Source organism: Streptomyces albofaciens JCM 4342, assembly GCF_008634025.1.
Lineage (GTDB): Bacteria > Actinomycetota > Actinomycetes > Streptomycetales > Streptomycetaceae > Streptomyces > Streptomyces albofaciens.
This window is the reverse complement of sequence record NZ_PDCM01000002.1, coordinates 3585534-3609823: the sequence shown is the minus strand read 5'-3', so window position 1 is coordinate 3609823 and position 24290 is coordinate 3585534. Positions and strand designations below refer to the sequence as shown.

Sequence of the window (24290 nt, the reverse complement as noted above, 5' to 3'; positions counted from 1 at the left end):
GAAAACGTACATAAACATATATTGAGCGACACGTCCGGCAATTGCCCGCTCCATGGCGGAAACGTGTGTTGTTGGCAGCATGGCGGTGTGAGCCAATTGACCGACCGCGGACCCACGTTGTCGACGCGCGGCCGCGCCTCCGCCCAGCGGTCCTCCGCGCTCGGTACCGCCTTCGTCGGCGGCGTGCTGGCCGCCGGGCTCGGGCTCGGGGCGTTCGCCGTCGTGGTGCTGCTGCTGTGGGTGGCGTCCCCGTACCCGGACACCAACCCGTCCCGGGCCCTGCACCTCGCCGCCGACCTGTGGTTCCTCGCCCACGGCAGCGATCTCGTACGGTCCGCGACCGCGTCCGGCGCCGAGTCGCCCGTCGCCGTGACGCCGTTGCTCCTGATGGCCCTGCCCGTATGGCTGCTGTACCGGACGGGCCGCCACATCCTCGAAACGGTCCCACCGGCCCTGCCGAGCCCCCCGGCCGCCCCTCTTCCCGGCCTGCTCCACCCCGACGCCTTCGACCCGGAGCCCACCCCGCGCCTCCTCCTCGGCTGGTTCCTGGCGGGCTACCTGTCCGTCACGGGTGCCGCCCTGCTGTACGCCTCCGAAGGCCCGCTGTACGTCGAACCGCTCAGCGCCCTGCTGTACGTACCGGTGGTCGCGCTCCTGACCGCCGCCGTGGCGGCCTGGCACAGCGTCGGACGTGCCGCCTTCGTGCCGCTGCCGGACCGGGTGCAGCGCCTTTACGACCGGCTGCCGCCCGGCCTGTGTGCCGCACTGGAGGGGTGGCGCGGCGTCACCGCGCTGCGCGCCGCCACCGCGGGCACCCTGGTGCTGCTGCTCTGCGGCGCGCTGCTGGCGCTCCTCGCGCTGGGCTGGCACGCGCCGGCGGTCCGGGACGGTTTCCTCGGCCTCACCCACGACTGGACGGGCCGGTGCACCGTGGCGCTGCTCAGCCTCGTCCTGCTGCCGAACACCGTCGTCTGGGGGCTGGCGTACGGGCTCGGCCCCGGCTTCACGCTCGGCGCGGGCAGCACGGTCGGGCCGCTCGGCGCCGGCGGGCATCCGGACCTGCCGCACTTCCCGCTGTTCGGCATGTTCCCGGAGCCGGACGTCACCGGGCCGCTCTACTGGCTGACCGCGGCCGTACCGCTCGCCGCCGGGCTGGCGCTGGCCCGCTACGCGGCGCTCCCCGCGAAGTCGTACGCGGCCGCCGCGCGCCGGGACGCCGCACACCCGCCCCCCGCGCCCCCGGCCGGGGCCGAGTGGACCGGCTGGCGCGAGACGGCCGCCGCCGCCGGGCTCGCGGCGCTCGGCTGCGGTGTGGTCTCGGCGGTGCTCGCCGGGCTCGCGGGCGGCGCGCTGGGCAGCGCTGCGCTGGCCCGCTTCGGGCCCAGCTGGTGGCAGACGGGGCTGGCGGCGCTCGGCTGGGCCCTGCTCATCGGCGTCCCGGGTGCGCTCGTCGCCCGCTTCTGGTGGCTGCGCGGCGTACCCCGCCCCCCGAAGCCCGCGCCACGGCCGCGCGTGAAGCTCCGCGTACGGGCCGGGCGCGCTGTGAAACGCCTCACCCGTGCCGCCGGACGAGGGTCGTGGGCCGCCTGCCGCTTCGGCTGGAGGGTGCTGACGCGTACGGTCTCCCGTTCGGTGCGACACCGCCCCCGCCCCCGGCCTCGCCACCACGCCCGGCACGCCCGCCGCCGTACCCCGGCCGGCCGGAGACCGTACGACCACGTACCCGACGGCGACCAGGCCGGGCCGGACGGCGGGCGCCCCTGGCACGACGCCAGCACCCGCAGCGCCCGCTGGTCGGAACTGCGTGCCTCCTCCGGCGGCCTGATGACCGACTTCGAACCCACCACGTCCCCGCCCGGGCCCCCATCCCCGCCCCCGCACGAGGAAGCCCCGCGGCGCGCCGTCCCCGGGAACGTCTCAGCCGCCACCCCGAAGGGCGGCGGCTGAGACGAACGGTTCCCCGGCCTGCCGGCGGTGTGCGGTCGGATACCGGCCGCTCCCTACTCCTGCCGAGCGCTGAGCAGCGGCCGCAGCTGCTCGGGGAGCTTCTTCTCGCAGGAGTGCGCGGCGGACTGGGTCAGGGCGTCGTCCACACACGTGAAGTAGTCGCGGTAGACGAGCTGGATCGTGAAGGTGGCGGCCACCATGACCAGCGCCAGCGAGGCGGTGACCAGCCCGGCCACGGCCGCGGTCGTCTGCGGGCGGGTGGAGGCGGAGGCCGGGTGGCCCGTGGCGGAGGCCCCCGAGTCCGTACGGGGCGGGGCCTGGCCCGTGAGATCGGCGGCCGTGGCCCGCGCGCCGCCGGCCGTACGGGCGGGCTTGGCGCGCAGGGAGCTGATGCCCCAGTAGAGGGCGAGCGTCGCCAGGAGCAGAGCGATCTCCGGCAGGTTGAACAGGACGAAGAAGAAGCCCCACATGCCGGCGAGCAGCGCGTAGCGCGCGCGGCGCTGGGCCGGGTCGGTCGGGTCCCAGCGCAGGCCGCCGCCGGGCCCGCCCTGGCCGCCGGGGCCCTGCTGACCGCCGCGGTTGCCCGGCCGCGTACCGAAGCCGCCGCTCTGGCGTCCCGGCTGGCGGCTGCTCCACTGGCTGCCCCACGCGGGCGGCTGCTGGTCTCCGTCGCGGCCCCGGTCGTCGCCGTGATCATGGCCCTGGCCCTGGTCCTGGCCGTGGTGGCGGGGCCGCCACGGCTGGTCGGGGGCGTCTGCGGGCGGCGGCGCGAAGGGGTTGTCACGGTCGCGGTCCCCCGCGGGCCGGGTCCGGGCGCGCTCCCTGGCCGGGCCGTCCGTACCCCCGGTGTCCGGCGCCCCCGACCCGTCCGACGAACCGGACGCACCCGAGGGGGACGAACCCGACGCCCCTGGAGCGCCGGCGGAATCGGAGGACGGCTTGTGCTCGCGCAGCAGCACCGCCCCGGGAGCGGCGGCGGGCTGGGGGCACCTCCCAGCGGTGGCTGGGGGAGGGAGGAGGAGGGCCGCGCGGCGGCGTCGGTCCGGCATCTGGAGTGTGTCTTCCCCTTGTCTCGTCCGTACGTCCGACGGGTGGGCCGGGCGGGCGGATACCACGAACAGCGTGCGTTCTCACGCCCGACGCTACCTCTCACGTGCGCCCCCGTCCCGTGGGGGCCGCGCGGTGTGCCGGTATCGTTGCTGACGGTCGGCGCCTTCGTAGGGTTCCCCGGTTTCCGGCGACCCATGGTTTTGTACGACCGCACAACATCGCACACCGCCGTACAGCAGCACCGCGCGAGAAAGAGACCCGCCGTGGCCTCCGCTTCCCCGTCCTACGCCGTTCCCGCCGCATCCCCGGCCCGCATCGTCGTGCTCGTCTCCGGTTCCGGTACGAACCTTCAGGCGCTGCTCGACGCCATCGCCGCCGAGGGCGTCGCCGCGTACGGGGCCGAGGTGGTGGCCGTCGGCGCCGACCGCGACGGCATCGCCGGCCTGGAGCGCGCCGAGCGGGCCGGCCTGCCCACCTTCGTGTGCCGGGTCAAGGACCACGCCGACCGGGCCGCCTGGGACCGTGCGCTCACCGAGGCCACCGCCGCGTACGAGCCGGACCTCGTCGTCTCGGCGGGCTTCATGAAGATCCTGGGCGCCGCGTTCCTCGCCCGGTACGGCGACCGGATCGTCAATACGCATCCGGCCCTGCTGCCGAGTTTTCCCGGGGCCCACGGCGTGCGCGACGCGCTCGCGTACGGCGCCAAGGTCACCGGGTGCACCGTCCACTTCGTCGACGACGGCGTCGACACCGGCCCGGTGATCGCCCAGGGAGTGGTCGAGATCCGGGACGAGGACGACGAATCCGCGCTGCACGAGCGCATCAAGGAAGTCGAGCGCAAGCTGCTCGTCGAGGTCGTGGGGCGTCTGGCCCGGCACGGCTACCGCATTGAGGGACGAAAGGTACTGATCCCGTGACCGCCGAAGCAAGGAAGCGGCCCGTCCGCCGGGCGCTGGTCAGCGTCTACGACAAGACGGGACTCGAAGAACTGGCCCAGGGCCTGCACGCGGCGGGCGTCCGGCTCGTCTCGACGGGCTCGACGGCCGCGAAGATCGCGGCGGCCGGCGTTCCGGTGACCAAGGTGGAGGAGCTGACCGGCTTCCCCGAGTGCCTGGACGGCCGGGTCAAGACGCTGCACCCGAAGGTGCACGCGGGCATCCTCGCCGACCTGCGGCTGGAGGACCACCGGCGGCAGCTGGACGAGCTGGGCGTCGAACCGTTCGACCTGGTCGTGGTGAACCTGTACCCGTTCACGCGGACCGTGGCCTCCGGCGCGGAGCCGGACGAGTGCGTCGAGCAGATCGACATCGGCGGCCCCTCGATGGTGCGCGCCGCCGCCAAGAACCACCCCTCGGTCGCGGTGGTCGTCAACCCGGACCGCTACGCGGACGTGCTGAAGGCGGTCGCGGACGGCGGCTTCGACCTCCAGGAGCGCAGGCGGCTGGCCGCGGAAGCGTTCCGGCACACCGCCGAGTACGACGTGGCGGTGGCCTCCTGGTTCGCGGGTGACTACGCGGGCGACGGCGGCGAGTTCCCCGGCTTCCTCGGCGTCACGTACGAGCGCAAGAACGTACTGCGGTACGGCGAGAACCCGCACCAGGCGGCCGCCCTCTACACGGGCGGCTGCGGCGGCCTGGCCGAGGCCGAGCAGCTGCACGGCAAGGAGATGTCGTACAACAACTACACGGACACCGACGCCGCGCGCCGGGCCGCGTACGACCACACCGAGCCCTGCGTGGCCATCATCAAGCACGCCAACCCGTGCGGCATCGCGATCGGTTCGGACGTCGCCGAGGCGCACCGCAAGGCGCACGCCTGCGACTCGCTGTCCGCCTTCGGCGGCGTCATCGCCGTCAACCGCCCGGTGTCCGTGGCGATGGCCGAGCAGGTAGCGGAGATCTTCACCGAGGTCATCGTGGCCCCGGACTACGAAGAGGGCGCCGTGGAGGTGCTGTCCCGCAAGAAGAACATCCGGGTGCTGCGCTGCCCCGAGGGCCCGCAGCCGCCGGCCGAGTTCAAGCCGATCGACGGCGGCGGCCTGGCCCAGGTCAAGGACGTGCTCCAGGCCGAGGGCGACGACCCGGCCAACTGGACGCTGGCGGCGGGTGAGCCGCTGAGCGACGCCGAGCTGGCGGAACTGGCCTTCGCCTGGCGCGCGTCGCGTGCCGTGAAGTCCAACGCGATCCTGCTCGCCAAGGACGGCGCCACGGTCGGCGTCGGCATGGGCCAGGTCAACCGCGTCGACTCGGCGAAGCTGGCCGTCCAGCGCGCCGGCGAGGAGCGGGCCCGCGGCTCCTACGCCGCCTCCGACGCGTTCTTCCCGTTCCCGGACGGCCTGGAGGTGCTGCTGGAGGCCGGTGTCAAGGCCGTCGCGCAGCCCGGCGGTTCGGTCCGCGACGAGCAGGTCATCGAGGCGGCGAAGGCCGCGGGCGTGACGATGTACCTGACGGGGACGCGGCACTTCTTCCACTGAGGGGTACGGAGACGAAAGGCCCGCCTTCCGCGAGCTGCGGGAGGCGGGCCCTTTGCGTGCCCGGACGTGCGGGACTTCAGTAACGGGGGCGGGTGAACCACGCCTGGCCGTCCTGCTTCGCCGCGAAGACGATGACGAGGATGGACATCACGAAGTTGGGGATGCCCCAGAAGCCGAGGGCGAACGGAATGCTGCACAGCACCGACACAGCCCCGAAGATGATGCTGCCGATGCGGATGCCGTTGCCGCCCTTGGCGTACTGGAGCGCCAGCACCAGCGCGATCGCCGCGTAGGCCGCCTGGAGGATCATGACGAAGATCAGCGCGCCCTTGCCCAGGGCGAACATGCTCGCGCTGTCCCCGCTGAACCCGCTGTAGTTGGCCGAGGCGCTGCTGAGCCTGTTCAGGCTGATCGTCACCCCGACGATGCCGAGCATACCTGTCGCGGCGAGGATGAAGAGCATGACGCGGGCGGCCTTGACGCCGCTGGGCATCTGGTTCGGGGCCGGTATGCCGGGCATGCCGCCCGGCCCCGTGGGGCCGGCGGGGAACGGCGCGTAGGGCTGCGACTGCATCGGCTGCTGCTGCGGGTAGCCGTACTGGGGCTGGGGAGGGCCCTGGGGCTGACCCTGCGGCGGGCCGTAGGGGTTCTGGTTCGGGTAGCTCATTGAGCGGTGTCCTTCGAGCGGTGTGACCGGATGTCAGCCGGCGGTGCACGGTGCCGGCCGTTCCGGGGGTTGTAAAAGATCGGTAAGAGCCTACGGGCTGACGAAGGCCCCCTCGCGTCATTTTGCGTGAGGGGGCCTTCGGACCGAATGAGGTGCTGTACGGATTGCTACTGAGTACGGACGACCACCGTGCCGACCATCTTGTCGGCGAAGGTCTGGGCCTTCTCGTCCCACGCCGGCCACAGGTAGCCGATGTAGCAGGGCAGGGCGTCGAGGACATGGCAGATGCGGCGCAGGAACGCCATGCCGAAGCCGATCGGCTGGCCGGTCGTCTCGTTCACGACGCGGATGTTCATGGCCTTCTTGCCCGGCGTCTGGCCGGTGGAGCCCTCCTTGGCGACGAGCCACAGGCCGGCCCCGAAGGCGAGCAGACCACCGAGGGAGACCAGGAGCAGCGCCAGGGGCGAGGGGCCGGAGGACATGGAGTTCAGCGCGTTGGTGCGGCACTGGTAGTCGCTCGGCAGACAGCTGCTCGCGGCGTCGATGGAGTCCACCGCGCTGTTGATGATCATGACGTAGCCGATGAGGAGCAGAATCATCGGGACCAGCATGAGGTACAGGCCGTCGAGAAGCAGGGCGCAGAACCGCGCCCCCCAGCTCGCATACCCCTGCGGCATGCCCATACCCGGCATTCCGCCCTGCTGGCCGTAGGCAGCCTGCTGCGGGTAGCCGTACGCCTGCTGCTGGGGCACTTGCGGGGGCTGGCCGTAGGGGGCCTGCTGCTGCGGCGGGGCCTGCTGCGGGTAGCCGTAGCCCGGCTGGGGCTGTGCCTGCTGCGGGTAGCCGTACCCCGGCTGGCCCTGCGGGGGCGCCGGCGGCTGCTGGCCGTACGGGGCCTGCGGGGGCTGGCCGTACGGACCGGGCTGCCCCTGCGGCTGGCCGTAGGGATTGTTCGGGTCGCCAAAGCTCATTGGCTGGTTTCCTCCGTTGTTGTTCAGTGGGGGACGGCAGGGCGTGCTCGGAGGAAAACTTGGGATCAGTGGCCCGCCCCCCGATGATGCCTGCGGCACTGAGCCGCAATCCTTCTAGTTGCGCAATATCATTGTCCAGTCAAGAGGCTGATGTGTTGTGCAAGTGCAATGATCGATTCCGTAAATGCATTTCGGTCATCTCCGGTCATCGCTCTTGTCGGCGGCCATAGCGCGCCCTCGTGGAACGGCCCTGATTGGAACGGAAGTGGCCTCATCCGGGAGGATGGGGGGTATGAGCGCCCAGATTCTCGATGGCAAGGCCACCGCCGCCGCGATCAAGTCCGAACTGACCTCTCGCGTGGAGGCCCTGAAGGCCCGGGGCATCACCCCCGGTCTCGGCACGCTCCTGGTCGGTGACGACCCGGGAAGCCGCTGGTACGTCAACGGCAAGCACCGCGACTGCGCCCAGGTCGGTATCGCCTCCATCCAGAAGGAGCTGCCGGACACCGCGACGCAGGAGGAGATCGAGGCCGTCGTACGGGAGCTGAACGAGGACCCGGCCTGCACCGGCTACATCGTCCAACTGCCGCTCCCGAAGGGCATCGACACCAACCGCGTCCTGGAGCTGATGGACCCGGCCAAGGACGCCGACGGCCTGCACCCGATGAGCCTGGGCCGGCTGGTGCTGGGCGTCGAGGGGCCGCTGCCGTGCACCCCGTACGGCATCATCCAGCTGCTGCGCCACCACGGCGTGGAGATCAACGGCGCGCATGTGGTCGTGGTCGGCCGCGGCATCACCGTCGGGCGCTCGATCCCGCTGCTGCTGACCCGCAAGTCGGAGAACGCCACCGTCACGCAGTGCCACACCGGCACCCGTGACCTGTCCGCGCAGCTGAAGCAGGCGGACATCATCGTGGCCGCCGCGGGCGTGCCGCACATCATCAAGCCGGAGGACGTCAAGCCGGGCGCCGCGGTGCTGGACGTCGGCGTCAGCCGGGACGAGAACGGCAAGATCGTCGGCGATGTGCACCCCGGTGTCGCCGAGGTGGCCGGCTGGCTCTCCCCGAACCCGGGCGGCGTCGGCCCGATGACCCGCGCCCAGCTGCTGGTCAACGTCGTCGAGGCCGCCGAGCGCGCCGCCGGCTGACCCCGTAGCCCGCGTCACCGCACCTCCCCGCAGCACCGGAACGGACACGGAAAGGGACCGCCACCCATGAGTGCCGAAGCGCACGCGGAAGGCGCCTCCGAGCCGCAGCGGCCCTCCCGCCGCTTCCCGCGGATCACCACCGACACCGCACGGCCGGAGGGCGGCGCCAGGACCGCCCCCGGCAGCGCCTCGCCGCCCGCCCGGCAGTGGCCGCTGCTGGCCGTCATGGGCGGCGTGGCCCTCGGGCTGTTCATCGTCGCGCTGGACGGCTTCCGCATCGGGACGCTCCTGATCGGCCTGTCCCTGCTGGGCGGGGCGGTGCTGCGGCGGGTGCTGCCGAAGGTGGGCATGCTGGCCGTGCGGTCCCGGTTCACCGACATGGCGACGTACGGCGGGCTGGGCGTGGCCATCGTCCTGCTGGCGCTGATGGCGCAGCCCAAGCCGTGGCTGAAGATCCCGTTCCTGGACGATCTGGTGCACTTCACGGTGTGGTGAGGCGGGGCGTACGCCCGCACGGGGGGCCGTACGCCCGCACGGTGCGGCCGGTGGGTCCGCACCGGCCCGACCGTACGACGGCCCCCACGCCATTCGCGTGACGCGCGCCCGCGCGTGCCCTCAGGGACGGCCACCGCGTCCCCGCGCCGAGTAACTTGACGACCGAGGCACATCGACGTGTCCGGGGACACCGCCGGTCGCCGCCCCAGTCGTCGCGCGAGAGGGACGCCCCACCGCATGGCCAAGATCAAGGTTGCCCAGCCCGTCGTCGAGGTCGACGGCGACGAGATGGCCCGCATCATCTGGTCCTCCATCAAGAACAAGCTGATCCTGCCCTACCTCGACGTCGAGCTGGTCCGCTTCGACCTGGGCATCGAGAACCGCGACGCCACCGGCGACCAGGTCACCGTCGACGCCGCCCACGCGATCAGGAAGCACGGGGTCGGCGTCAAGTGCGCCACCATCACCCCGGACGAGGCGCGGGTCGAGGAGTTCGGCCTCAAGGCGATGTACCGCTCGCCCAACGGCACCATCCGCAACATCCTCGGCGGCGTCATCTTCCGCGAGCCGATCATCATGGCGAACGTGCCCCGCCTCGTACCGGGCTGGACCAGGCCCATCGTGATCGGCCGGCACGCCTTCGGCGACCAGTACCGCGCCACCGACCTGAAGGTCCCCGGACCCGGCACCCTCACCCTGACCTACACGCCGCGGGACGGCGGCGAGCCGGTCGAGCTGGAGGTCCACGACTTCCCCGGCCCCGGCGTCGCGCTCGCCATGTACAACCACGACGAGTCCGTACGCGACTTCGCGCGCGCCGTGTTCCGCTACGGCCTGGACCGCTCGTACCCGGTGTACCTGTCCACGAAGAACACGATCCTCAAGAAGTACGACGGCCGGTTCAAGGACCTCTTCCAGGAGGTCTTCGACGCCGAGTTCAAGGCCGCCTTCGACGCGCGCGGCCTGACGTACGAACACCGGCTGATCGACGACATGGTGGCCGCGGCCCTCAAGTGGGACGGCGGCTACGTCTGGGCCTGCAAGAACTACGACGGGGACGTGCAGTCCGACGTGGTGGCGCAGGGCTTCGGCTCGCTCGGCCTGATGACCTCCGTCCTGATGACGGCCGACGGCCGCACCGTGGCGGCGGAGGCCGCGCACGGCACGGTGACCCGGCACTACCGCCGCCATCAGCAGGGCGTCCCCACCTCGACCAACCCCATCGCCTCGGTCTTCGCCTGGACCCGCGGCCTTGCCCACCGCGGCGAGCTGGACGGCACCCCCGAGGTCACCCGGTTCGCCCGGATGCTGGAACGGGTCTGCGTCGAGACCGTCGAAGGCGGCCAGATGACCAAGGACCTGGCCCTGCTCATCTCCAGGAACCAGCCGTACCTGACGACGGAGCAGTTCCTCGACGCGCTGGACGTGGGGGTGCAGAAGAAGATGGCGGATGCGTGAGGCGGCGCCCTCGGATACGGGGCCGGGTACGGAGACGTATCCGGATGCGGGCTTCGGACGCTCGTGGTCCCGGACGCCCGTGGCCGGACGCGCCGACGGGTGGCCCGTCCGCTCCCCCGAAAGCGGGCGGGCCACCCGGGGCCCGGCCGGCCCGGCGGTCCGGGCCGGCCGTCACCTCAGCAGCCGGAGTGCTTCAGCGCGTGCCACGTCTTCTTGCCCACGATGCCGTCCACCGGCATGTGACAGGTGCGGTGGATACGGCGCTGGAACTCACGCACCGCCTTGCGGGTGTCCTTGCCGAACTTCCCGTCGACCCCGTGCCGGCCGATGTTGACGTTCCAGTGCTTGAGCAGGCACTGGGCCTCCTTGACGGCCTTGCCGCGGGAGCCGAGCGAGAGCGTCGGCTCGCTGTTGGTGTAGTTGCAGCCGTACGGGCCCGCCAGCCGGGCGTCGGTGCCGGCCGTGACGGCGGCGGGCTTCGCGGCCGGGACGGCGGACGCGGTGGCGCCCGCCGCGGGAACGAGGGCGAGGCCGGTGCCGAGGGCCGTCGTCGCGGCGGCGAGGGCGATGCGCTTGCGCAGGTTCATGAGGTGTTCCTCCCCTTGGGTGGTGGAGGCGGCGCGGGGTGGACCGCGCCGCCCGGTGTGCACCACCGACGATGCGGCCCCCGCCGCCACACCGGCCAGAAGAACCACGGAAGTTGGTCCACGGTGGGACGTCCCATGCGCTGACCTGCGGGGACGTCGGCGCGGCGGACGGCGCGGCGGGACGCGGCGCATGTCTGGACCTCGTGCGGAAAGTGTAAGAACGGGAACCGGCGGTGGCCTGTCCGCCATCATCGGCGGTCAAGGGGGTGCACAGCGCCTCGGGGGAAGACCGAACGCGTGTGGGGTGGAACATGTCGCGTTGGCGGGAACTGCCCGCGTCGTTGGACCAGCGGGCCGTTCAACTGGTCGTACAGATGCGTCGTATGAAAGATCACAGCGGCCTGAGCCTGGCGGCGCTGGCCGCGAAGACCGCGTACAGCAAGTCGTCCTGGGAGCGCTACCTCAACGGCAAGAAGCTGCCGCCGAAAGGCGCGGTCGAAGCCCTGGCCCACGTCTGCGGCACCGAGCCGACGCGGCTGCTGGCGCTTCGGGAGGTGGCGGCGGAGGCGAGCACGGCCGTGGGGGGCGCGGAGGCGGGCAGTGAGGGCGCGCGGTCCGAGGGCGTACGGGCTGAGGATGCGGGGTCCGAAGACGTACGGGCTGAAGATGCGGGGTCCGAAGACGTACGGCATGGACGTGCCGTACGGACCCCACGGCCCCGTACGGTCGTCCTCGCCACCGCCGCCGCCCTGATCGCCGCCCTGGCCGCGGGCCTGCTCATCGCCCGGCCGTGGCAGAACGACGCGCCCGTCGCCCGGCCGTCCGCGTCGCCGGGGGCATTCGTCCACGAACCGGGCACGGTGTTCGACTGCCACGTGCACCGCGCGCACGGCGTACTCACCGCGGACCGCAGCGACACCACCCAGGCGATCCTGGCCAACGGCACCTCCGGCTGGAGTGTCGTGGAGGCGCAGTGCCTGCTGCGGCACCGGGGGTACGACCCGGGAGGCGTCGACGGCATCGTCGGCGAGAACACCATCCGCGCCGTGAAGCGCTTCCAGACCAGGTCCGGCCTGCCGGCCGACGGCATCGTGGGCCCCGACACCTGGGAAGCGCTGCGCCGATGAGCGGCACGCGAGCGTCCGGGCCGGTCGAGGGGGCACGACTGGCCGCGGCGTTGCGGGAGTTGCGCGGCCGTACGGGACTGTCGCTGGCGGCCCTGGCGACGAAGACCGCGTACAGCAAGTCGTCGTGGGAGCGCTACCTCAACGGCAAGTCGCTGCCGCCGAGGGAGGCGGTCGAGGCGCTGTGCCGCTTGGCCGGGGAGCGTGGCGGCCGGGTGGCGGCGCTGTGGGAGCTGGCCGACGCGGCGTGGAGCGGGCGGGGGCGTTCGGCGGAGCGCGCGTCGGAGGCGGACGTACGCGAGAGCGCGCCGCCCCCGCCGGAAGGGGGCGGCGACGGGGCGCGACGTCCCGAAGACGTCCCGGGATCGGCACCGTCGTCCGGTGTGCGCCGTGTGACGCCGGTGGTGGGTGTGGCGGCGGTGCTGGCCGTGACTGTCGTGCTGGCTGCCGTACTGGTTGTCGTAGGGGAGTGGCGTGCCGGTACCGGCGGGGCCGGACGGCAGGCCAACACCGCCGTCTCCGCCGCGCCCTCCGCGCGCACCGGCTGCCACGGGGCGGCGTGCGACGGGCAGAACCCGCTGGTCATGCTGTGCGGCGGGGAGGGCCTGGTGACCACGGTGCTCAGGCACAGGGCCACGGGCGGGCGCCACCTCCAGATCCGGTACAGCAAGGCGTGCGGCGCGGCGTGGGGCCGCCTCCGTGGCGGCAGGATCGGCGACCGCCTCCGAATCGACGCGCCCGGTGGCCGTTCGCAGAGCACGCGGGTCACCGACCGGTTCGACGCCGACGGTTACGTCTTCACCCCGATGGCCGCAGCGTCGGGCCCGGAGAAGCTGCGGGTGTGCCTGCGCCCGGCAGGCGGCGGCCCGGCCGAGTGCTTCCGTACGAGTTGAGTGCGGGATTCGGGCTGGTCCGGCTACGGCGGGCGGAAGTGTACGGGGGTGTACGGCTACGTGTCCCATGCCCGAATGCTCCCGTGCGCCCCGGAGATGGGAACTGGCATCCTGACTCTGAGCATCCCTTTGGGTAACCACTGGGGCGGGCTGCGGGGGTCGCGCCCCGGCGGAGGAGTCGACGCAAGAGCACTGACAGGCGCAAGCAGGCGCATATGGGGGGTTAGGGGGAGGCAATGCCTCGCTGGAGGGCGCTACCGGAAGAACTCGATCCGCAGGTGAAGGAGTTCGCGAGTCAGCTGCGGCGGCTCGTGGAGCGCAGCGGGCTGAGTCTCGCCGCCGTCGCGGACCGTACCGGCTACAGCAAGACCTCGTGGGAGCGCTACCTCAACGGGCGGCTGCTGCCGCCGCAGCGCGCCGTGGTGGCACTGGCCGAGGCGACCGGTGCGCACGCTGGCCACCTCACCACGATGTGGGAGCTGGCCGAGCGTGCCTGGAGCCGTTCGGAGATGCGGCACGACGTCACCATGGAGGCGATCCGGGTGGCGCAGGCGCGGGCCGCGCTGGGGGAGTTCGGCCCGGCGCCGGGCAAGGCGAAGTCCAAGCTCAAGGACAAGGTCAGGGAAAAGACCAAGGGGAAGGCGGCGGAGGAGGCTTCGGGGGAGGCACCGGGAGGTGCGCGGCCCCAGAACGCCGCGTCGGCATCCGCCGGTCCGGCACCCGCCGCGGCGCCGCGGCGTACCGACGACCTGCCCTCCAGCGCGGACTTCCCCGGCATGGCCGGCCCGCCCGCGGCGCCCCCCGCCGGGACGGCGAGCGGAACGAAGGGCGGGACCACGGAAGGGACTACGGGCGGAACGGCGAGCGGAACGACGCGAGGGACTGCGGGCAGGGCGACAGGCGAAGCGCCGAGCGGAACGGCGGACGACGCCGACCGGCCGGGAAAGGTGACCTGGCCCCGGGTGACCGCCTACGTGGACGCCGAACCCGCCGCCCCGCCACCCCGGTACGAGGCACCTCCGCCCGGACCCGCCACGGGCCACCTCGCCGGACAGCCCGCCCCCACCGGGCCGCCGGACGGCACCGACCGGCAGCTCCGCCGCCGTCGCGTCACGATGTTCCTGGCCGGCGTCGTCGGCGCGCTGCTCGTGATCGCGGCCGCGGTGCTCCTGCTGGACATCGGCGGCAAGCAGGAGAAGCAGGCGGCACCCACGCCGTCGGCGAGCCAGAGCAAGAAGCCCGCCCTGCCCGCCGGGGTGAAGTGCGCCGGAGCCGACTGCGCGGGCAAGGACCCCGAGACGATGGGGTGCGGCGGCCGGAACGCCGACAGCCCGTCCCGGGGATTCGCGGGCGGTTCGCTGATAGAGGTGCGGTACAGCAAGGTGTGCGGCGCCGCCTGGGCGCGTATCACCGGGGCCGCGCCGGGCGACGAGGCGGCGATCAGCTCGGCGGGCCGTACGGAGAAGGCCAAGGCCGGGCAGGACGGCGACGCGTACACCGCGATGGTGCCGGTGTCCGGCGACCCGAAGAAGGTCACCGCGTGCGGCACGACGGCGGCGGGCCTGAAGGGCTGCGCCAAGCCGGTGCCGACGGGGTCGGGCGCGGGTGCGGGGGCGGGCGCGGGCCGGTCCACCGGCGGGTGACCTCCGCGGGGGATTGCCCGCGCGAATCCTGGGCAGGCGCATGAACGACCCCCCACGGGTGCGCACCACTCGGCGGCCGTCCGCGCTCCCCCTCCTTCGAGCGGACGGCCGCCCGCCCCGCACCCGCGGGGGCCCGCCGGGTCCATCGGCGGGCCGGTGAGGCGTTCCACACCGGCCCGGCGGCGTCGCGGTGCGGCGGTCCGATAGCCTGACGGCCGGGTCTCTCGATACCAAGAGATCTCGGTAAATGGGCAGGGGTTCCCGCCGCCACCAAGCGGTACGGGGGCTGTGCCCCCGGAATTCAGCGCGCAGGAGATCGCCATGACCCGCACTCCCGTCAATGTCACCGTCACCGGCGCGGCCGGCCAGATCGGCTACGCACTCCTCTTCCGCATCGCTTCCGGCCAGCTGCTCGGCGCGGACGTACCGGTCAAGCTGCGCCTGCTGGAGATCCCGCAGGGCCTGAAGGCCGCCGAGGGCACCGCCATGGAGCTCGACGACTGCGCCTTCCCGCTGCTGCGCGGCATCGACATCTCCGACGACCCGAACGTGGCCTTCGAAGGCGCGAACGTGGCCCTGCTGGTCGGCGCCCGCCCCCGTACCAAGGGCATGGAGCGCGGCGACCTGCTGGAGGCCAACGGCGGCATCTTCAAGCCGCAGGGCAAGGCGATCAACGACCACGCCGCGGACGACATCAAGGTCCTGGTCGTCGGCAACCCGGCCAACACCAACGCCCTGATCGCCCAGGCCGCCGCCCCGGACGTGCCGGCCGAGCGCTTCACCGCGATGACCCGCCTGGACCACAACCGCGCCCTGTCGCAGCTCGCGCAGAAGACCGGCGCGCAGGTCTCGGACATCAAGAAGCTGACGATCTGGGGCAACCACTCCGCGACCCAGTACCCGGACATCTTCCACGCCGAGATCGCCGGCAAGAACGCCGCCGAGGTCGTGGGCGACCAGGCGTGGCTGGCCGACACCTTCATCCCGACCGTCGCCAAGCGCGGCGCCGCGATCATCGAGGCCCGGGGCGCCTCCTCGGCCGCCTCCGCCGCCAACGCCGCCATCGACCACGTCCACACCTGGGTCAACGGCACCGCGGCCGGCGACTGGACCTCCATGGGCATCCCCTCGGACGGCTCCTACGGCGTCCCGGAGGGCCTGATCTCCTCCTTCCCGGTCACCGCCAAGGACGGCAAGTACGAGATCGTCCAGGGCCTGGAGATCAACGACTTCTCGCGCGAGCGCATCGACGCGTCCGTCAAGGAGCTGGCGGAGGAGCGCGAGGCGGTCCGCGCCCTCGGCCTCATCTGACACCCCCGGCGTCACCCGACGCCCTCAGCGTCATCCCGCACATCTGACGCAGGGGAGCCCGACACCGGAGGTCCGACACCGGAAGCCCGGCACAGGGAGCCCCGACCGGAGCCCGTACGGAACCACGCGTTCCCGTACGGGCTCCGTCGCTGAGTCACCCCTTTGTGTGATCTTCCGGGCGCGCGCCTGACACGGCTCTTCGGCCTCCTCTATGCTGCGGCGTTCACGACTCGCAACCCGCCTGTCACAGCGGTCGTTTCGCGCCGGTCGCGCCTTGGGGGAATCAGGTGACTCATACGCCGTACGTGCCGCAGCAGCCCGGCCCGGGGGACGGCCCCGGCCCGAGCGAAGGCCCGGAGAAGGGCCCGGAGGGCGGCCCCGGCGCGGTGGCGCCCCGGCACCCCAGCGCCAGCGAAGCCACCCGGCTGCTGTGCGCCGGCACGTATCTCGACCCCGCGTACCGCGACGCCGTGATCGACGAGCTGTACGTCCACGAAGAGCGCCTGGCGGCCCCGTCGCTCGGCTTCGACGCGGCCCGCGTGCTGGCCCACGCACTGCGCGCCCGCCGCATCGAACTGGCCTGGGCGGGAGCCGTCCTGCTCCTGTGGATCGTGTCCGTCCCGCTCTCCTCCGGACTGACCCTGCTCTACCTGCTGCCCGTCGTGCTGCTCTCACTGGCGCCCTTCGCGCGGGGCCGCGCGGCGCACCCGCCCTGGTACCGGCGGTTCGCGGGCTGGCTGCTGCGCTGGTACGGACGGTTCAGCGCGCTGCTCGTCGGCGTGCTGCTGCTGGCGACGGTGTTCGGCGGTGACGACTCCGGCGGGTACGGAGGATCGCCGTACGCCTACTCCGGCAGTTCGTCCGGACTGTCCGACACCCTCGCACCGGCCTTCCTGCCGGACGGGCTGTTCGGGCAGAGCGCGAGCCTGGCACAGCCGATCCACGCCTGGGTCGCCCTCGCGCTCCCCTTCGTCCTGGCCTGGGCCGTCGGCGCGCAGCACGGCCAGATCGCCAGGGTGCTGACCACCGAGCTGTCCCGGGACCGGTTCCCGGACGCCGCCGCCGACCCCGCCGAGCGGGCCGAGGGCGGGCGCTTCCAGCGGCTGCGCCACCGCATCCGTACCGAACAGCACGGGCCGCTGGTCATGTACCGCGCGGCCGACCCGTTCTGCGGCGCGGGCACCCCGTACGAGACCTGGTCGCTGTCGGTGGAACTGCGGCCGCGCAAGGACGGGACGCCGGGCCCGGCCGAGGACGGGGCGCCGGCCCTCACCAAGAATGCCGGTGGTGGCCCCACCCCCCTCGACAACGACGCCGTCCTCCAGCGGATCATCCCCCTGGTCGCGGCGCTCCGGGTGCCCTCCGCGCACGGTTCGCCGCAGGCCGCCGCCGCGGTGCGGGACCGGCTGCGCGAGCTGGTGGTCGACGAGTGCGTCTTCCTGCCGGTGGCCGGGCTGCCGTCCCGGGACGCCGCCCCGTACGGCCGCGAGGGCTTCGCCGCGCACCGGGCCCGCGCCGTCGAGGAGGGCGGTGAGACCCGGCGGCACTTCCTGCGCGTCCGGGTTGGCGGCTGGGGCGAGGGCATCGTCACGACGGTCTTCGTACGGGTCCACACGCAGGGCGGCATGCTCATGCTGGAGGTCGCGCCGCACGTACTGTGGCCGGTCCGCGCCCTGTACCGGGAAGCCGACCGGATCGCGCACCGCTACCGCAACAACAACCCGTTCGGAAAGGCGGTGTGGGCGCTCGCCCAGACCCCGCGCTCCGCCGGGCGCGCCGTCGCGTCCCTGGGGCGCGGTGTCGTCTCCGCGTGGAGCCTGCTCACCGGCGGCCACGGCGGCGCGCTGCCCGACGGGCCCGCCGTCTCGGTCCGTGAGCTGGGTTCCGACGGTGACGCCTCGCTCTTCCAGGAGATGGACGTCACCCGTTACTTGAAGAGCATCCAGGACCGGGTGGCCAGCGGCGTACGGATGGCGCTGTACGAAGCGGGCTGGCAGACCGACGAATTCGAGCAGCGGATCGTCAACGTCACCAACGGCGGCGTCTTCATCGAGTCCGCGCAGGGCGCCATCGGCATCGGCGACCACAACACGATCACCAGTGGCGGGCTGGGCGGCGTCGGCGGCGGGCCCGGCGCGGGCGCGGCCGCGGGCGCCGCCCCGCAGGCGGGCAAAACGGACCGCCCGGCCAAGCCCGCCGGACCCGGCCGGTGAACGGCACCCGCCGTACGTGCCGCCCATCCCCTACCTACGGCACGTACGGGCTCGACCCGCGCGCGGCCGGGCACAATCGTGACCACGGCCGGCACGCGCACGGCACCACAGCGGACCAACGGGGAGGCGGACATGGCAGCGGCTGACGAACGCGACCGCGGCATCCACATCGGCGAGGTGCGCGGCGCCTTCGCCATCGGCGACCACAACACGGTCACCCACCACGAGCACGCGCCCGGTGCGCCCGGCATCGACGCCGCACACGAGGAACTGCTCGCCGCGGTACGGCAGTTGCGCGAGGATCTGGCCAGGGTCATCGAGACGCCGCAGGTCACGCTGCTGAGCGCCGAACTGACCGACGCGCAGGAAGAGATCGAGACCACCGGCCGGACCGCCCCGGGCCGCCTCGGGCGGCTGCGCACCGCGCTGGCGGACGCCGGCGCGGTGACCGGAATGCTGGCGTCCGGCGCCGCCGTCGGCCAGGCCGTGGCCGGGCTGCTGGGAGGCTGAGCATGAGCGCACAAGGGGGCGGCGCGGGCGGGGCGCGCTGGAACGACGAAGAACAGCGCTGGGAGTCCGGCAGCCCGGTACCCGCGCCGTACACGAGCCCACCGCCGACGAAGCCCGGTTTCCTTCCCGGTCCGGGAAGCCCGCAGCCGCCCGGCGCCGACTTCTACACCGACGAAACCGCCGCCGCCACCAACCCCCCGCCCTACCCGCTGCCCACCGCCCCGCCGTCCGCCAGCCCTCCCGCCACGCGCCCGCGCACCTGGTCGACGCCGGTCGCCGTCGGCGCGGCGGTCGCGGTGGTGGCCGCGGGGTTCGGCGGGGGCTGGCTGCTGTGGGGCGGCGACGACACCACGGTCCGCTCCGACGCCCGTACGTCGGCCTCGCCGACCGCCCCGACCCCGGACCGGGGCGGGGCGACCGCTCCACCCGGCGTGCCGTCCGGCGCCACCGACACCCCGCCCTACGGCAGCACCGCCTCCGGCTCACCCTCGGGCGCGCTCCCGTCCGGCTACCGGCTGGCGCGGGACAGCGCCGGTTTCTCCATAGCCGTACCGCAGGGCTGGCAGCGCACCGAACGCAAGGACGGCGTCTTCTACACCGCCCCCGACGAGCGCTACCTCCTCCAGGTCTTCGAGATCACCGAGCCCGACATCACCCCGCGCGAAGCCCTCCAGGCCACCTCCCGCGACCTGGCCGGCAAACCCGGTTACGTACAGATGAGCCTGGGCCCGGTCACCGACATCGGCCTCAGCACCGGCGCCACCGAACTCGTCTACGCCTACGACAGCGAAAAACTCGGCGTCCGCGCCCGCGTCACCGACCGCGCCTTCACGGTCCCCGACGGCCGCCAGTTCGCCGTCCTGGTCCTGGGCCCCGACGCCGACTGGCCGGCCCAGGCGCGCATCCAGCAGACGGCGTTGCAGCACTTCAGCCCCAGCGCTTACTGAGCCCGGATCGTCCGAGCTGTTGTGCTCCTACTCGCCGATGTAGTACTTCTTATACATGAGCGAGCAGGTGCACAACAGGCTGGCGATGGTGCGCGCCGAGCGCAAGGTGTCCCGGCAGGCACTGGCCGACGCGGTCGGCGCCCACTACCAGACCATCGGTTACATCGAGCGCGGGCAGTACAACCCGAGCCTGGATCTGGCCCTGCGCATGGCCGAGTTCTTCGAGCTGCCGGTGGAGGCGCTGTTCTCCCTCCGGCCGTTCCGCCCGCTCACGGACGAGGTTTACGGGAGGAAACAGTGACGACCACCGGTACCACCCCCACCGCCCGCCGGGCGCGGACGCGCTACGACGAGCGCATGTACGCCCTCATGAACCGCCGTGAGGTCCCTGGGCTGTACGCGACGGTGGGGCGACGGCGCACGGTCGTCGTCGTGCATGTACTGCTCACCGTGGCGAGCCTGGCCGCACTGTTCAGTGCGTTCGCGACCGCCACGGTCTGGCTCAGCTTCCTGCCGCTGCTGCTGATATTCCCCTGGTGCGTCGCGACCGGCGCGATCAACGCGGCCACCCGCGGCCTCCTCGAACTGCGGACCCGTGTCCTCGACGAGCGCCAACTGGCCGAGCGCGACCGGGTGCGCGCCCTGGCCCACCGCCTGACCACATACGTACTGCTGGGTGCCGTGGCGGGCGGCATCGTGGTCGGCAAACTCGGTGGCCTGACGGTCGGCGGGGCGGTCCTCCCCGTGCTGATCTCGGCGTTCGTCGTGCACTGGCTGATGCCCTTGTGGGTGGCCGGAATGACAGCTCAGGACGAACCGGCGGACGACAGGGACGAATAGCCCAGCACCGCGCGGATCAGGCAGGCCAGCGCCGCTGTCGTGGTGAGCGTGCGGACCAGATTCCAGCGGTTCCACTTGTCCTCGAAGTGGGCGCGCAAAGTGGAAAGTTCACCCGGCGCGTGCGCGGCGTCGAGGGCGTTGTTCAGGGGGACGTTGACGGTGAAGGTGATGGCGAGCATCGCCGCGTAGAGGACGAGCGCGGCCGTCAGCCAGGGGAGGGCGGGGCGGGCGCCGGTGCGCAGGTGGAGGGCGGTGGCGGCGGTGATGAGGACAGGGGCGCCGACGAAGGCCAGGGCGAACCACCCGTTCAGGATGGCGGAGTTGATCCGCTGCATCGCGGTGACGAACGTCGCGTCGTCGGCCTGGCGCAGCCCTGGCAACACGGCGATGGAGAACGCGAAGAAGAGGCCCGCGACGAGGCCCGTGGCCAGTGTGGCGGTGAACAGGGCGGCGGTGCGGGCGGTGTCGTACATCCGGTGGCGGTCCTCTGTCGGTGGTGTCCGGCGGGCCGGCGGCTCCCGTGCCCTGCCGACCAGTGAAGGCCGGGCGGGCCGGTACGGGCCATGGCCGGGCGGCTCGCTCGCATGTCCGTGCGTCCAGCCGTGTCCTACGCTCACGCCATGGACGCCCTGACCGGCCTGCTGGACGGGCCGCGCGCCCGCGGCGCCTTCCTCATGCGCTCGGTCCTCACCCCGCCCTGGTCGCTGCGCGTCCAGGACGAGGCGCCGCTCACCGTCGTGACGATGGCCCGGGGCGAAGGCTGGGTGGTTACGGACGCGGTGGGGGAGCCCCGGGACCGGCGGGCCGCCGCGACCCCGCTGCACCCCGGTGACGTGGTGATTCTGCGCGGCCCCGACCCGTACACCGTCGCCGGCGACCCGGCCACCCCGCCGCGCGTCGTCATCCACCCCGGGCAGGTTTCGGCGACCCCGCAGGGGGAGGAACTGTGCGAGGCGATGGGCCTCGGCGTACGGACCTGGGGGGACGGTCCGGACGGGCCGGTGGTCCTGCTCAGCGGTACGTACCAGATGCGCGGCGAGGTCAATCAGCGGCTGCTGCGCGCGCTGCCGCCGCTGGTGCGGCTGGCCGCCGACACCTGGAACTCCGCGCTGGTGCCGCTCCTCGAAGTGGAGATCGGCCGGGACGCGCCGGGGCAGGAAGTCGTCCTCGACCGGCTGCTGGATCTGCTGCTGACCGCCGCCTTGCGGGCATGGTTCGCCCGGCCGGAGGCCGAGGCGCCGGGCGGGTACGACGCGCAGGGCGACCCCGTGGTGGGCCGCGCGCTGCGGCTGCTGCACGCCGAACCGGCACGGGCCTGGACCGTCGCCGGACTCGCCGCCGCGAGCGGCGTCTCGCGCGCCGCGCTGGGCCGCCGCTTCACCGCGCTGGTCGGCGAGCCGCCCATGACGTACCTGACGAACCTGCGCCTCACACTCGCCGCCGACCTCCTGCGCGATCCGGACGCGACCCTCGGCGCGGTGGCCCGGCGTGTCGGCTACGGCAGCCCGTTCGCGCTGAGTGCCGCCTTCAAGCGGGTACGGGGCGTCAGCCCCCGTGATCACCGCCAGGGCGGCGCAGCGCCGCGCACCGGGGTCTGAGGGCGGGCGGGACGGCGGAGGACATGGTGGCCGGTGGCCGGTGGCCGGTGCCGGTGGCCGGTGGCCGGTGCCGGGCGTGGGGCTGCGGGACTGTTCCGCTTCGAGCGCGCCACCGCCCTGCTGCGCGGCCCCCGGCGCTGCCGCCGGCAAAGGTCACATTGGTTGCAGCCGGTGACGTTCGTCGGCACTTACGTTAGCCACGTTCCGATACATGACGATCTGCGCCGGTCTGCGTCGTTCCACACCGATTCGTACGCATCCGTACGCATCCGTACGCATCCGTACCGACCTGCACCGACCCGTACCGACCTGTCTCGTATTCGTACAGCCCCCGCTGACCTGCGGAAATCGCCCGCCCATGGTCCTTCTTCGAGTCGCTGCCCCTGCTCGGCCCGCTGCCCCATGTGAGGACGTACGTACTGGTGCAGCTCATCGGCGTGCAGTTCCTCAGCGGGTGCTGTCGGTGTGGATCTTCAACAGCACCGGCGGCAGCGTGTTCGCGATCGTCATCGCGCACGCGCCGACCAGCCTCGGCAGTTCCTTCGCCCCCTCCGTGTCCACCTCGGCCGCGCGGCCGATCGTCGTACTGCCGGCGGCGGTCGCGGCGTTCCGGGACCCGGCGACGCTCACCCGTCCGCGCGGCGCCCGCCAGGGCCGTACGGGGGACCGGAAGGGGGCCATAAGGACTGACCTGTGACCCGCATCGGCCCCCGCAAACCTGCAATCCGGGGGCCGTAAGAGTGAGTCGGGTCACTTTCCTCGGAAGTTTCGGCATAGGTAAAGGGGTTCCGGGGAGGGGTCCCCGTTGCTGGTGTGAACCAGTGGCAACAAACCGGAAGTCGAAAGGCAGAACAGACGTGTCGGCAAGCGAGACGATTCACGTAGACGGGGTGTGGCGCTCCGCCGTATCCGGCGCCACGCGGGAGATCCTGGACCCCGCCGATGCGAAGACGCTCGAAGTCGTCGCCGAGGGCGGCGCGGAGGACGCCGACGCGGCGGTCGAGGCCGCGCGCCGCGCCTTCGACGGCGGAGCCGGGCAGTGGCCCCGTACGCCGGTCGCCGAGCGGGCCGCCCTGCTGCGCCGCGTCGCCGACCTGCTCCAGCGCGACCGCGAGGAGATCGCCCTCATAGAGAGCCGGGACACCGGCAAGACCCTCGAAGAGGGCCGGGTCGACGTGGACGACGTCACCAACGCCTTCCGGTACTTCGCCGATCTGGTGATGAACGAGAGCGGCGGGCGTGTCGTGGACGCCGGGAGCCCGGACGTGCACAGCGTCGTCGTGCACGAGCCGGTCGGCGTCTGCGCGATGATCACGCCCTGGAACTACCCGCTGCTCCAGGCCAGTTGGAAGGTGGCCCCGGCGCTGGCCGCGGGCAACACCTTCGTGATCAAGCCGAGCGAGGTCACCCCGCTCTCGACCGTGCACCTGATCAAGCTGCTGGTCGAGGCCGGGCTGCCGGCCGGGGTGGCGAACATCGTCACCGGCGCGGGCGTCCCGGTGGGCCAGCGGCTGGCCGAGCACCCGGACGTGGACCTGTTCTCCTTCACGGGCGGCCTGGTCAGCGGCACGAAGGCCGGTTCGGCGGCGGTCGCGGGCGCCAAGAAGATCGCACTGGAACTGGGCGGCAAGAACCCGAACGTGGTGTTCGCCGACGCCTGCGCCACCGACGAGGGCTTCGACACCGCCGTGGACCAGGCGCTGAACGCCGCCTTCGCGCACAGCGGCCAGGTCTGCTCGGCCGGTGCCCGGCTGATCATCGAGGAGTCGGTGCGGGACCGTTTCGTCGCCGAACTGGCCCGCCGCGCCGAGAAGATCAAGCTGGGCCGCGGCACCGCCGAGGGCGTCGAGTGCGGCCCGCTCGTCTCGCAGCAGCAGCTGGAGAAGGTCGAGGCGTACGTGGCGTCCGCCCTTCAGGAGGGCGCTCAGCTGCGCTGCGGCGGCCGCCGCCCCGAGCCCAGCGATGTCCGCCCGGCCACCGGCTACTTCTACAGCCCGACCGTCCTGGACGGCTGCCACCGCGACATGAAGGTGGTCCGTGAGGAGACCTTCGGCCCGATCCTGACGGTGGAGACGTTCACGACCGAGGACGAGGCCGTCGCGCTGGCCAACGACACCGAATACGGCCTGGCCGGCGCCGTCTGGTCGGCCGACACCGCCCGCGCCCGGCGGGTCGCCGCGCGGCTGCGGCACGGCACGATCTGGATCAACGACTACCACCCGTACCTCCCGCAGGCCGAGTGGGGCGGTTTCGGAAAGTCCGGTATCGGCCGGGAACTGGGTCCCGCGGGTCTGGACGAGTACCGCGAGAGCAAGCACGTTTACGAGAACCTCCGGCCGGAACCGGTTCGCTGGTTCGCGGGCTGAGGGCCCGTCTGTTCACCGCACCACGCACGCACGAACTTTGCAGAAGGAGC

The 24290-nt window shown here is 72.7% G+C and carries 23 protein-coding genes; 17 read left to right on the top strand and 6 right to left on the bottom strand.

Annotation, left to right across the window (positions count from 1 at the left end; all coding sequences use genetic code 11):
* Positions 1 to 87 precede the first annotated feature (87 nt).
* Complete coding sequence (locus CP973_RS35660; protein WP_150248218.1) at positions 88 to 1947, top strand: cell division protein PerM; 1860 nt, start codon at positions 88 to 90, stop codon at positions 1945 to 1947.
* 53 nt (positions 1948 to 2000) lie between these two features.
* Here the strand turns inward: CP973_RS35660 and CP973_RS35655 are convergent, their stop codons facing one another.
* Positions 2001 to 2996, bottom strand: a complete 996-nt coding sequence (locus CP973_RS35655) for a hypothetical protein (protein ID WP_167538576.1) — start codon at positions 2994 to 2996, stop codon at positions 2001 to 2003.
* Positions 2997 to 3260: 264 nt separating this feature from the next.
* On the opposite strand from CP973_RS35655, the gene purN reads away from it, so the two are divergent.
* Together purN and purH are read left to right on the top strand one after the other, a co-directional pair.
* Complete coding sequence (gene purN / locus CP973_RS35650; protein ID WP_150250737.1) at positions 3261 to 3914, top strand: phosphoribosylglycinamide formyltransferase; 654 nt, start codon at positions 3261 to 3263, stop codon at positions 3912 to 3914.
* Positions 3911 to 5470, top strand: coding sequence for a bifunctional phosphoribosylaminoimidazolecarboxamide formyltransferase/IMP cyclohydrolase (gene purH / locus CP973_RS35645; RefSeq protein ID WP_150248216.1), 1560 nt, complete (start codon positions 3911 to 3913; stop codon positions 5468 to 5470). The genes purN and purH overlap by 4 nt, the downstream gene beginning before the upstream one ends.
* Positions 5471 to 5546: 76 nt before the next feature.
* On the opposite strand, the gene CP973_RS35640 is transcribed toward purH, so the two are convergent.
* Together CP973_RS35640 and CP973_RS35635 are read right to left on the bottom strand one after the other, a co-directional pair.
* Entirely contained in the window at positions 5547 to 6137 is a 591-nt protein-coding gene (locus CP973_RS35640) for a hypothetical protein (protein ID WP_150248214.1), read from the bottom strand.
* A 167-nt stretch (positions 6138 to 6304) separates the two neighbouring features.
* The gene (locus CP973_RS35635) at positions 6305 to 7108 is read right to left on the bottom strand and encodes an RDD family protein (protein ID WP_150248212.1); all 804 of its coding nucleotides are present in this window, start codon (positions 7106 to 7108) and stop codon (positions 6305 to 6307) included.
* 292 nt (positions 7109 to 7400) lie between these two features.
* On the opposite strand from CP973_RS35635, the gene CP973_RS35630 reads away from it, so the two are divergent.
* The 3 genes from CP973_RS35630 to CP973_RS35620 all read left to right on the top strand — a co-directional run bounded on the left by CP973_RS35630 (position 7401) and on the right by CP973_RS35620 (position 10208).
* A complete protein-coding gene (locus CP973_RS35630) occupies positions 7401 to 8255 on the top strand; it encodes a bifunctional methylenetetrahydrofolate dehydrogenase/methenyltetrahydrofolate cyclohydrolase (protein ID WP_150248210.1) in 855 nt (284 codons plus the stop codon).
* Between the two features lie 66 nt (positions 8256 to 8321).
* The gene (locus tag CP973_RS35625; RefSeq protein ID WP_030586354.1) at positions 8322 to 8750 is read left to right on the top strand and encodes a DUF3017 domain-containing protein; all 429 of its coding nucleotides are present in this window, start codon (positions 8322 to 8324) and stop codon (positions 8748 to 8750) included.
* Between the two features lie 237 nt (positions 8751 to 8987).
* Positions 8988 to 10208 carry an NADP-dependent isocitrate dehydrogenase gene (locus CP973_RS35620; RefSeq protein WP_150248208.1) on the top strand — a complete coding sequence of 407 codons (1221 nt, stop codon included), beginning with the start codon at positions 8988 to 8990 and terminating at the stop codon, positions 10206 to 10208.
* Between the two features lie 176 nt (positions 10209 to 10384).
* On the opposite strand, the gene CP973_RS40275 is transcribed toward CP973_RS35620, so the two are convergent.
* Complete coding sequence (locus tag CP973_RS40275) at positions 10385 to 10795, bottom strand: peptidoglycan-binding domain-containing protein (RefSeq protein WP_167538575.1); 411 nt, start codon at positions 10793 to 10795, stop codon at positions 10385 to 10387.
* A 311-nt stretch (positions 10796 to 11106) separates the two neighbouring features.
* On the opposite strand from CP973_RS40275, the gene CP973_RS41525 reads away from it, so the two are divergent.
* The 9 genes from CP973_RS41525 (at position 11107) to CP973_RS35565 (ending at position 20276) form a co-directional block, all read left to right on the top strand.
* Positions 11107 to 11922, top strand: coding sequence for a peptidoglycan-binding protein (locus CP973_RS41525; protein WP_150248203.1), 816 nt, complete (start codon positions 11107 to 11109; stop codon positions 11920 to 11922).
* Complete coding sequence (locus CP973_RS35600; protein WP_150248201.1) at positions 11919 to 12812, top strand: helix-turn-helix domain-containing protein; 894 nt, start codon at positions 11919 to 11921, stop codon at positions 12810 to 12812. Before CP973_RS41525 ends, CP973_RS35600 begins: the two co-directional genes overlap by 4 nt.
* A gap of 236 nt (positions 12813 to 13048) precedes the next feature.
* Positions 13049 to 14455, top strand: a complete 1407-nt coding sequence (locus tag CP973_RS35595) for a helix-turn-helix domain-containing protein (RefSeq protein ID WP_150248199.1) — start codon at positions 13049 to 13051, stop codon at positions 14453 to 14455.
* Between the two features lie 321 nt (positions 14456 to 14776).
* Entirely contained in the window at positions 14777 to 15766 is a 990-nt protein-coding gene (locus CP973_RS35590; protein WP_150248197.1) for a malate dehydrogenase, read from the top strand.
* A gap of 305 nt (positions 15767 to 16071) precedes the next feature.
* Positions 16072 to 17979, top strand: coding sequence for a hypothetical protein (locus CP973_RS35585; protein WP_425282052.1), 1908 nt, complete (start codon positions 16072 to 16074; stop codon positions 17977 to 17979).
* 132 nt (positions 17980 to 18111) lie between these two features.
* Positions 18112 to 18489: a hypothetical protein gene (locus tag CP973_RS35580; RefSeq protein WP_150248195.1), complete on the top strand. Its 378-nt coding sequence runs from the start codon at positions 18112 to 18114 to the stop codon at positions 18487 to 18489.
* 2 nt (positions 18490 to 18491) lie between these two features.
* Entirely contained in the window at positions 18492 to 19436 is a 945-nt protein-coding gene (locus tag CP973_RS35575) for a hypothetical protein (protein ID WP_150248193.1), read from the top strand.
* 55 nt (positions 19437 to 19491) lie between these two features.
* A complete protein-coding gene (locus CP973_RS35570) occupies positions 19492 to 19737 on the top strand; it encodes a helix-turn-helix transcriptional regulator (RefSeq protein ID WP_003983188.1) in 246 nt (81 codons plus the stop codon).
* Entirely contained in the window at positions 19734 to 20276 is a 543-nt protein-coding gene (locus CP973_RS35565) for a hypothetical protein (RefSeq protein ID WP_150248191.1), read from the top strand. Before CP973_RS35570 ends, CP973_RS35565 begins: the two co-directional genes overlap by 4 nt.
* On the opposite strand, the gene CP973_RS35560 is transcribed toward CP973_RS35565, so the two are convergent.
* Positions 20243 to 20749, bottom strand: coding sequence for an anthrone oxygenase family protein (locus CP973_RS35560; RefSeq protein WP_150248189.1), 507 nt, complete (start codon positions 20747 to 20749; stop codon positions 20243 to 20245). The two genes, CP973_RS35565 and CP973_RS35560, sit on opposite strands and share 34 nt — an antisense overlap.
* Positions 20750 to 20896: 147 nt before the next feature.
* Here CP973_RS35560 and CP973_RS35555 point away from each other — a divergent pair, with 147 nt between their 5' ends.
* Entirely contained in the window at positions 20897 to 21874 is a 978-nt protein-coding gene (locus CP973_RS35555) for an AraC family transcriptional regulator (RefSeq protein ID WP_150248187.1), read from the top strand.
* A gap of 447 nt (positions 21875 to 22321) precedes the next feature.
* Here CP973_RS35555 and CP973_RS35550 read toward each other — a convergent pair whose 3' ends face one another.
* Positions 22322 to 22555 carry a hypothetical protein gene (locus tag CP973_RS35550; protein ID WP_150248185.1) on the bottom strand — a complete coding sequence of 78 codons (234 nt, stop codon included), beginning with the start codon at positions 22553 to 22555 and terminating at the stop codon, positions 22322 to 22324.
* Between the two features lie 176 nt (positions 22556 to 22731).
* Between CP973_RS35550 and CP973_RS35545 the strand changes: the two genes are divergently transcribed.
* The gene (locus CP973_RS35545) at positions 22732 to 24240 is read left to right on the top strand and encodes an aldehyde dehydrogenase family protein (RefSeq protein WP_150248181.1); all 1509 of its coding nucleotides are present in this window, start codon (positions 22732 to 22734) and stop codon (positions 24238 to 24240) included.
* Positions 24241 to 24290 lie beyond the last annotated feature (50 nt).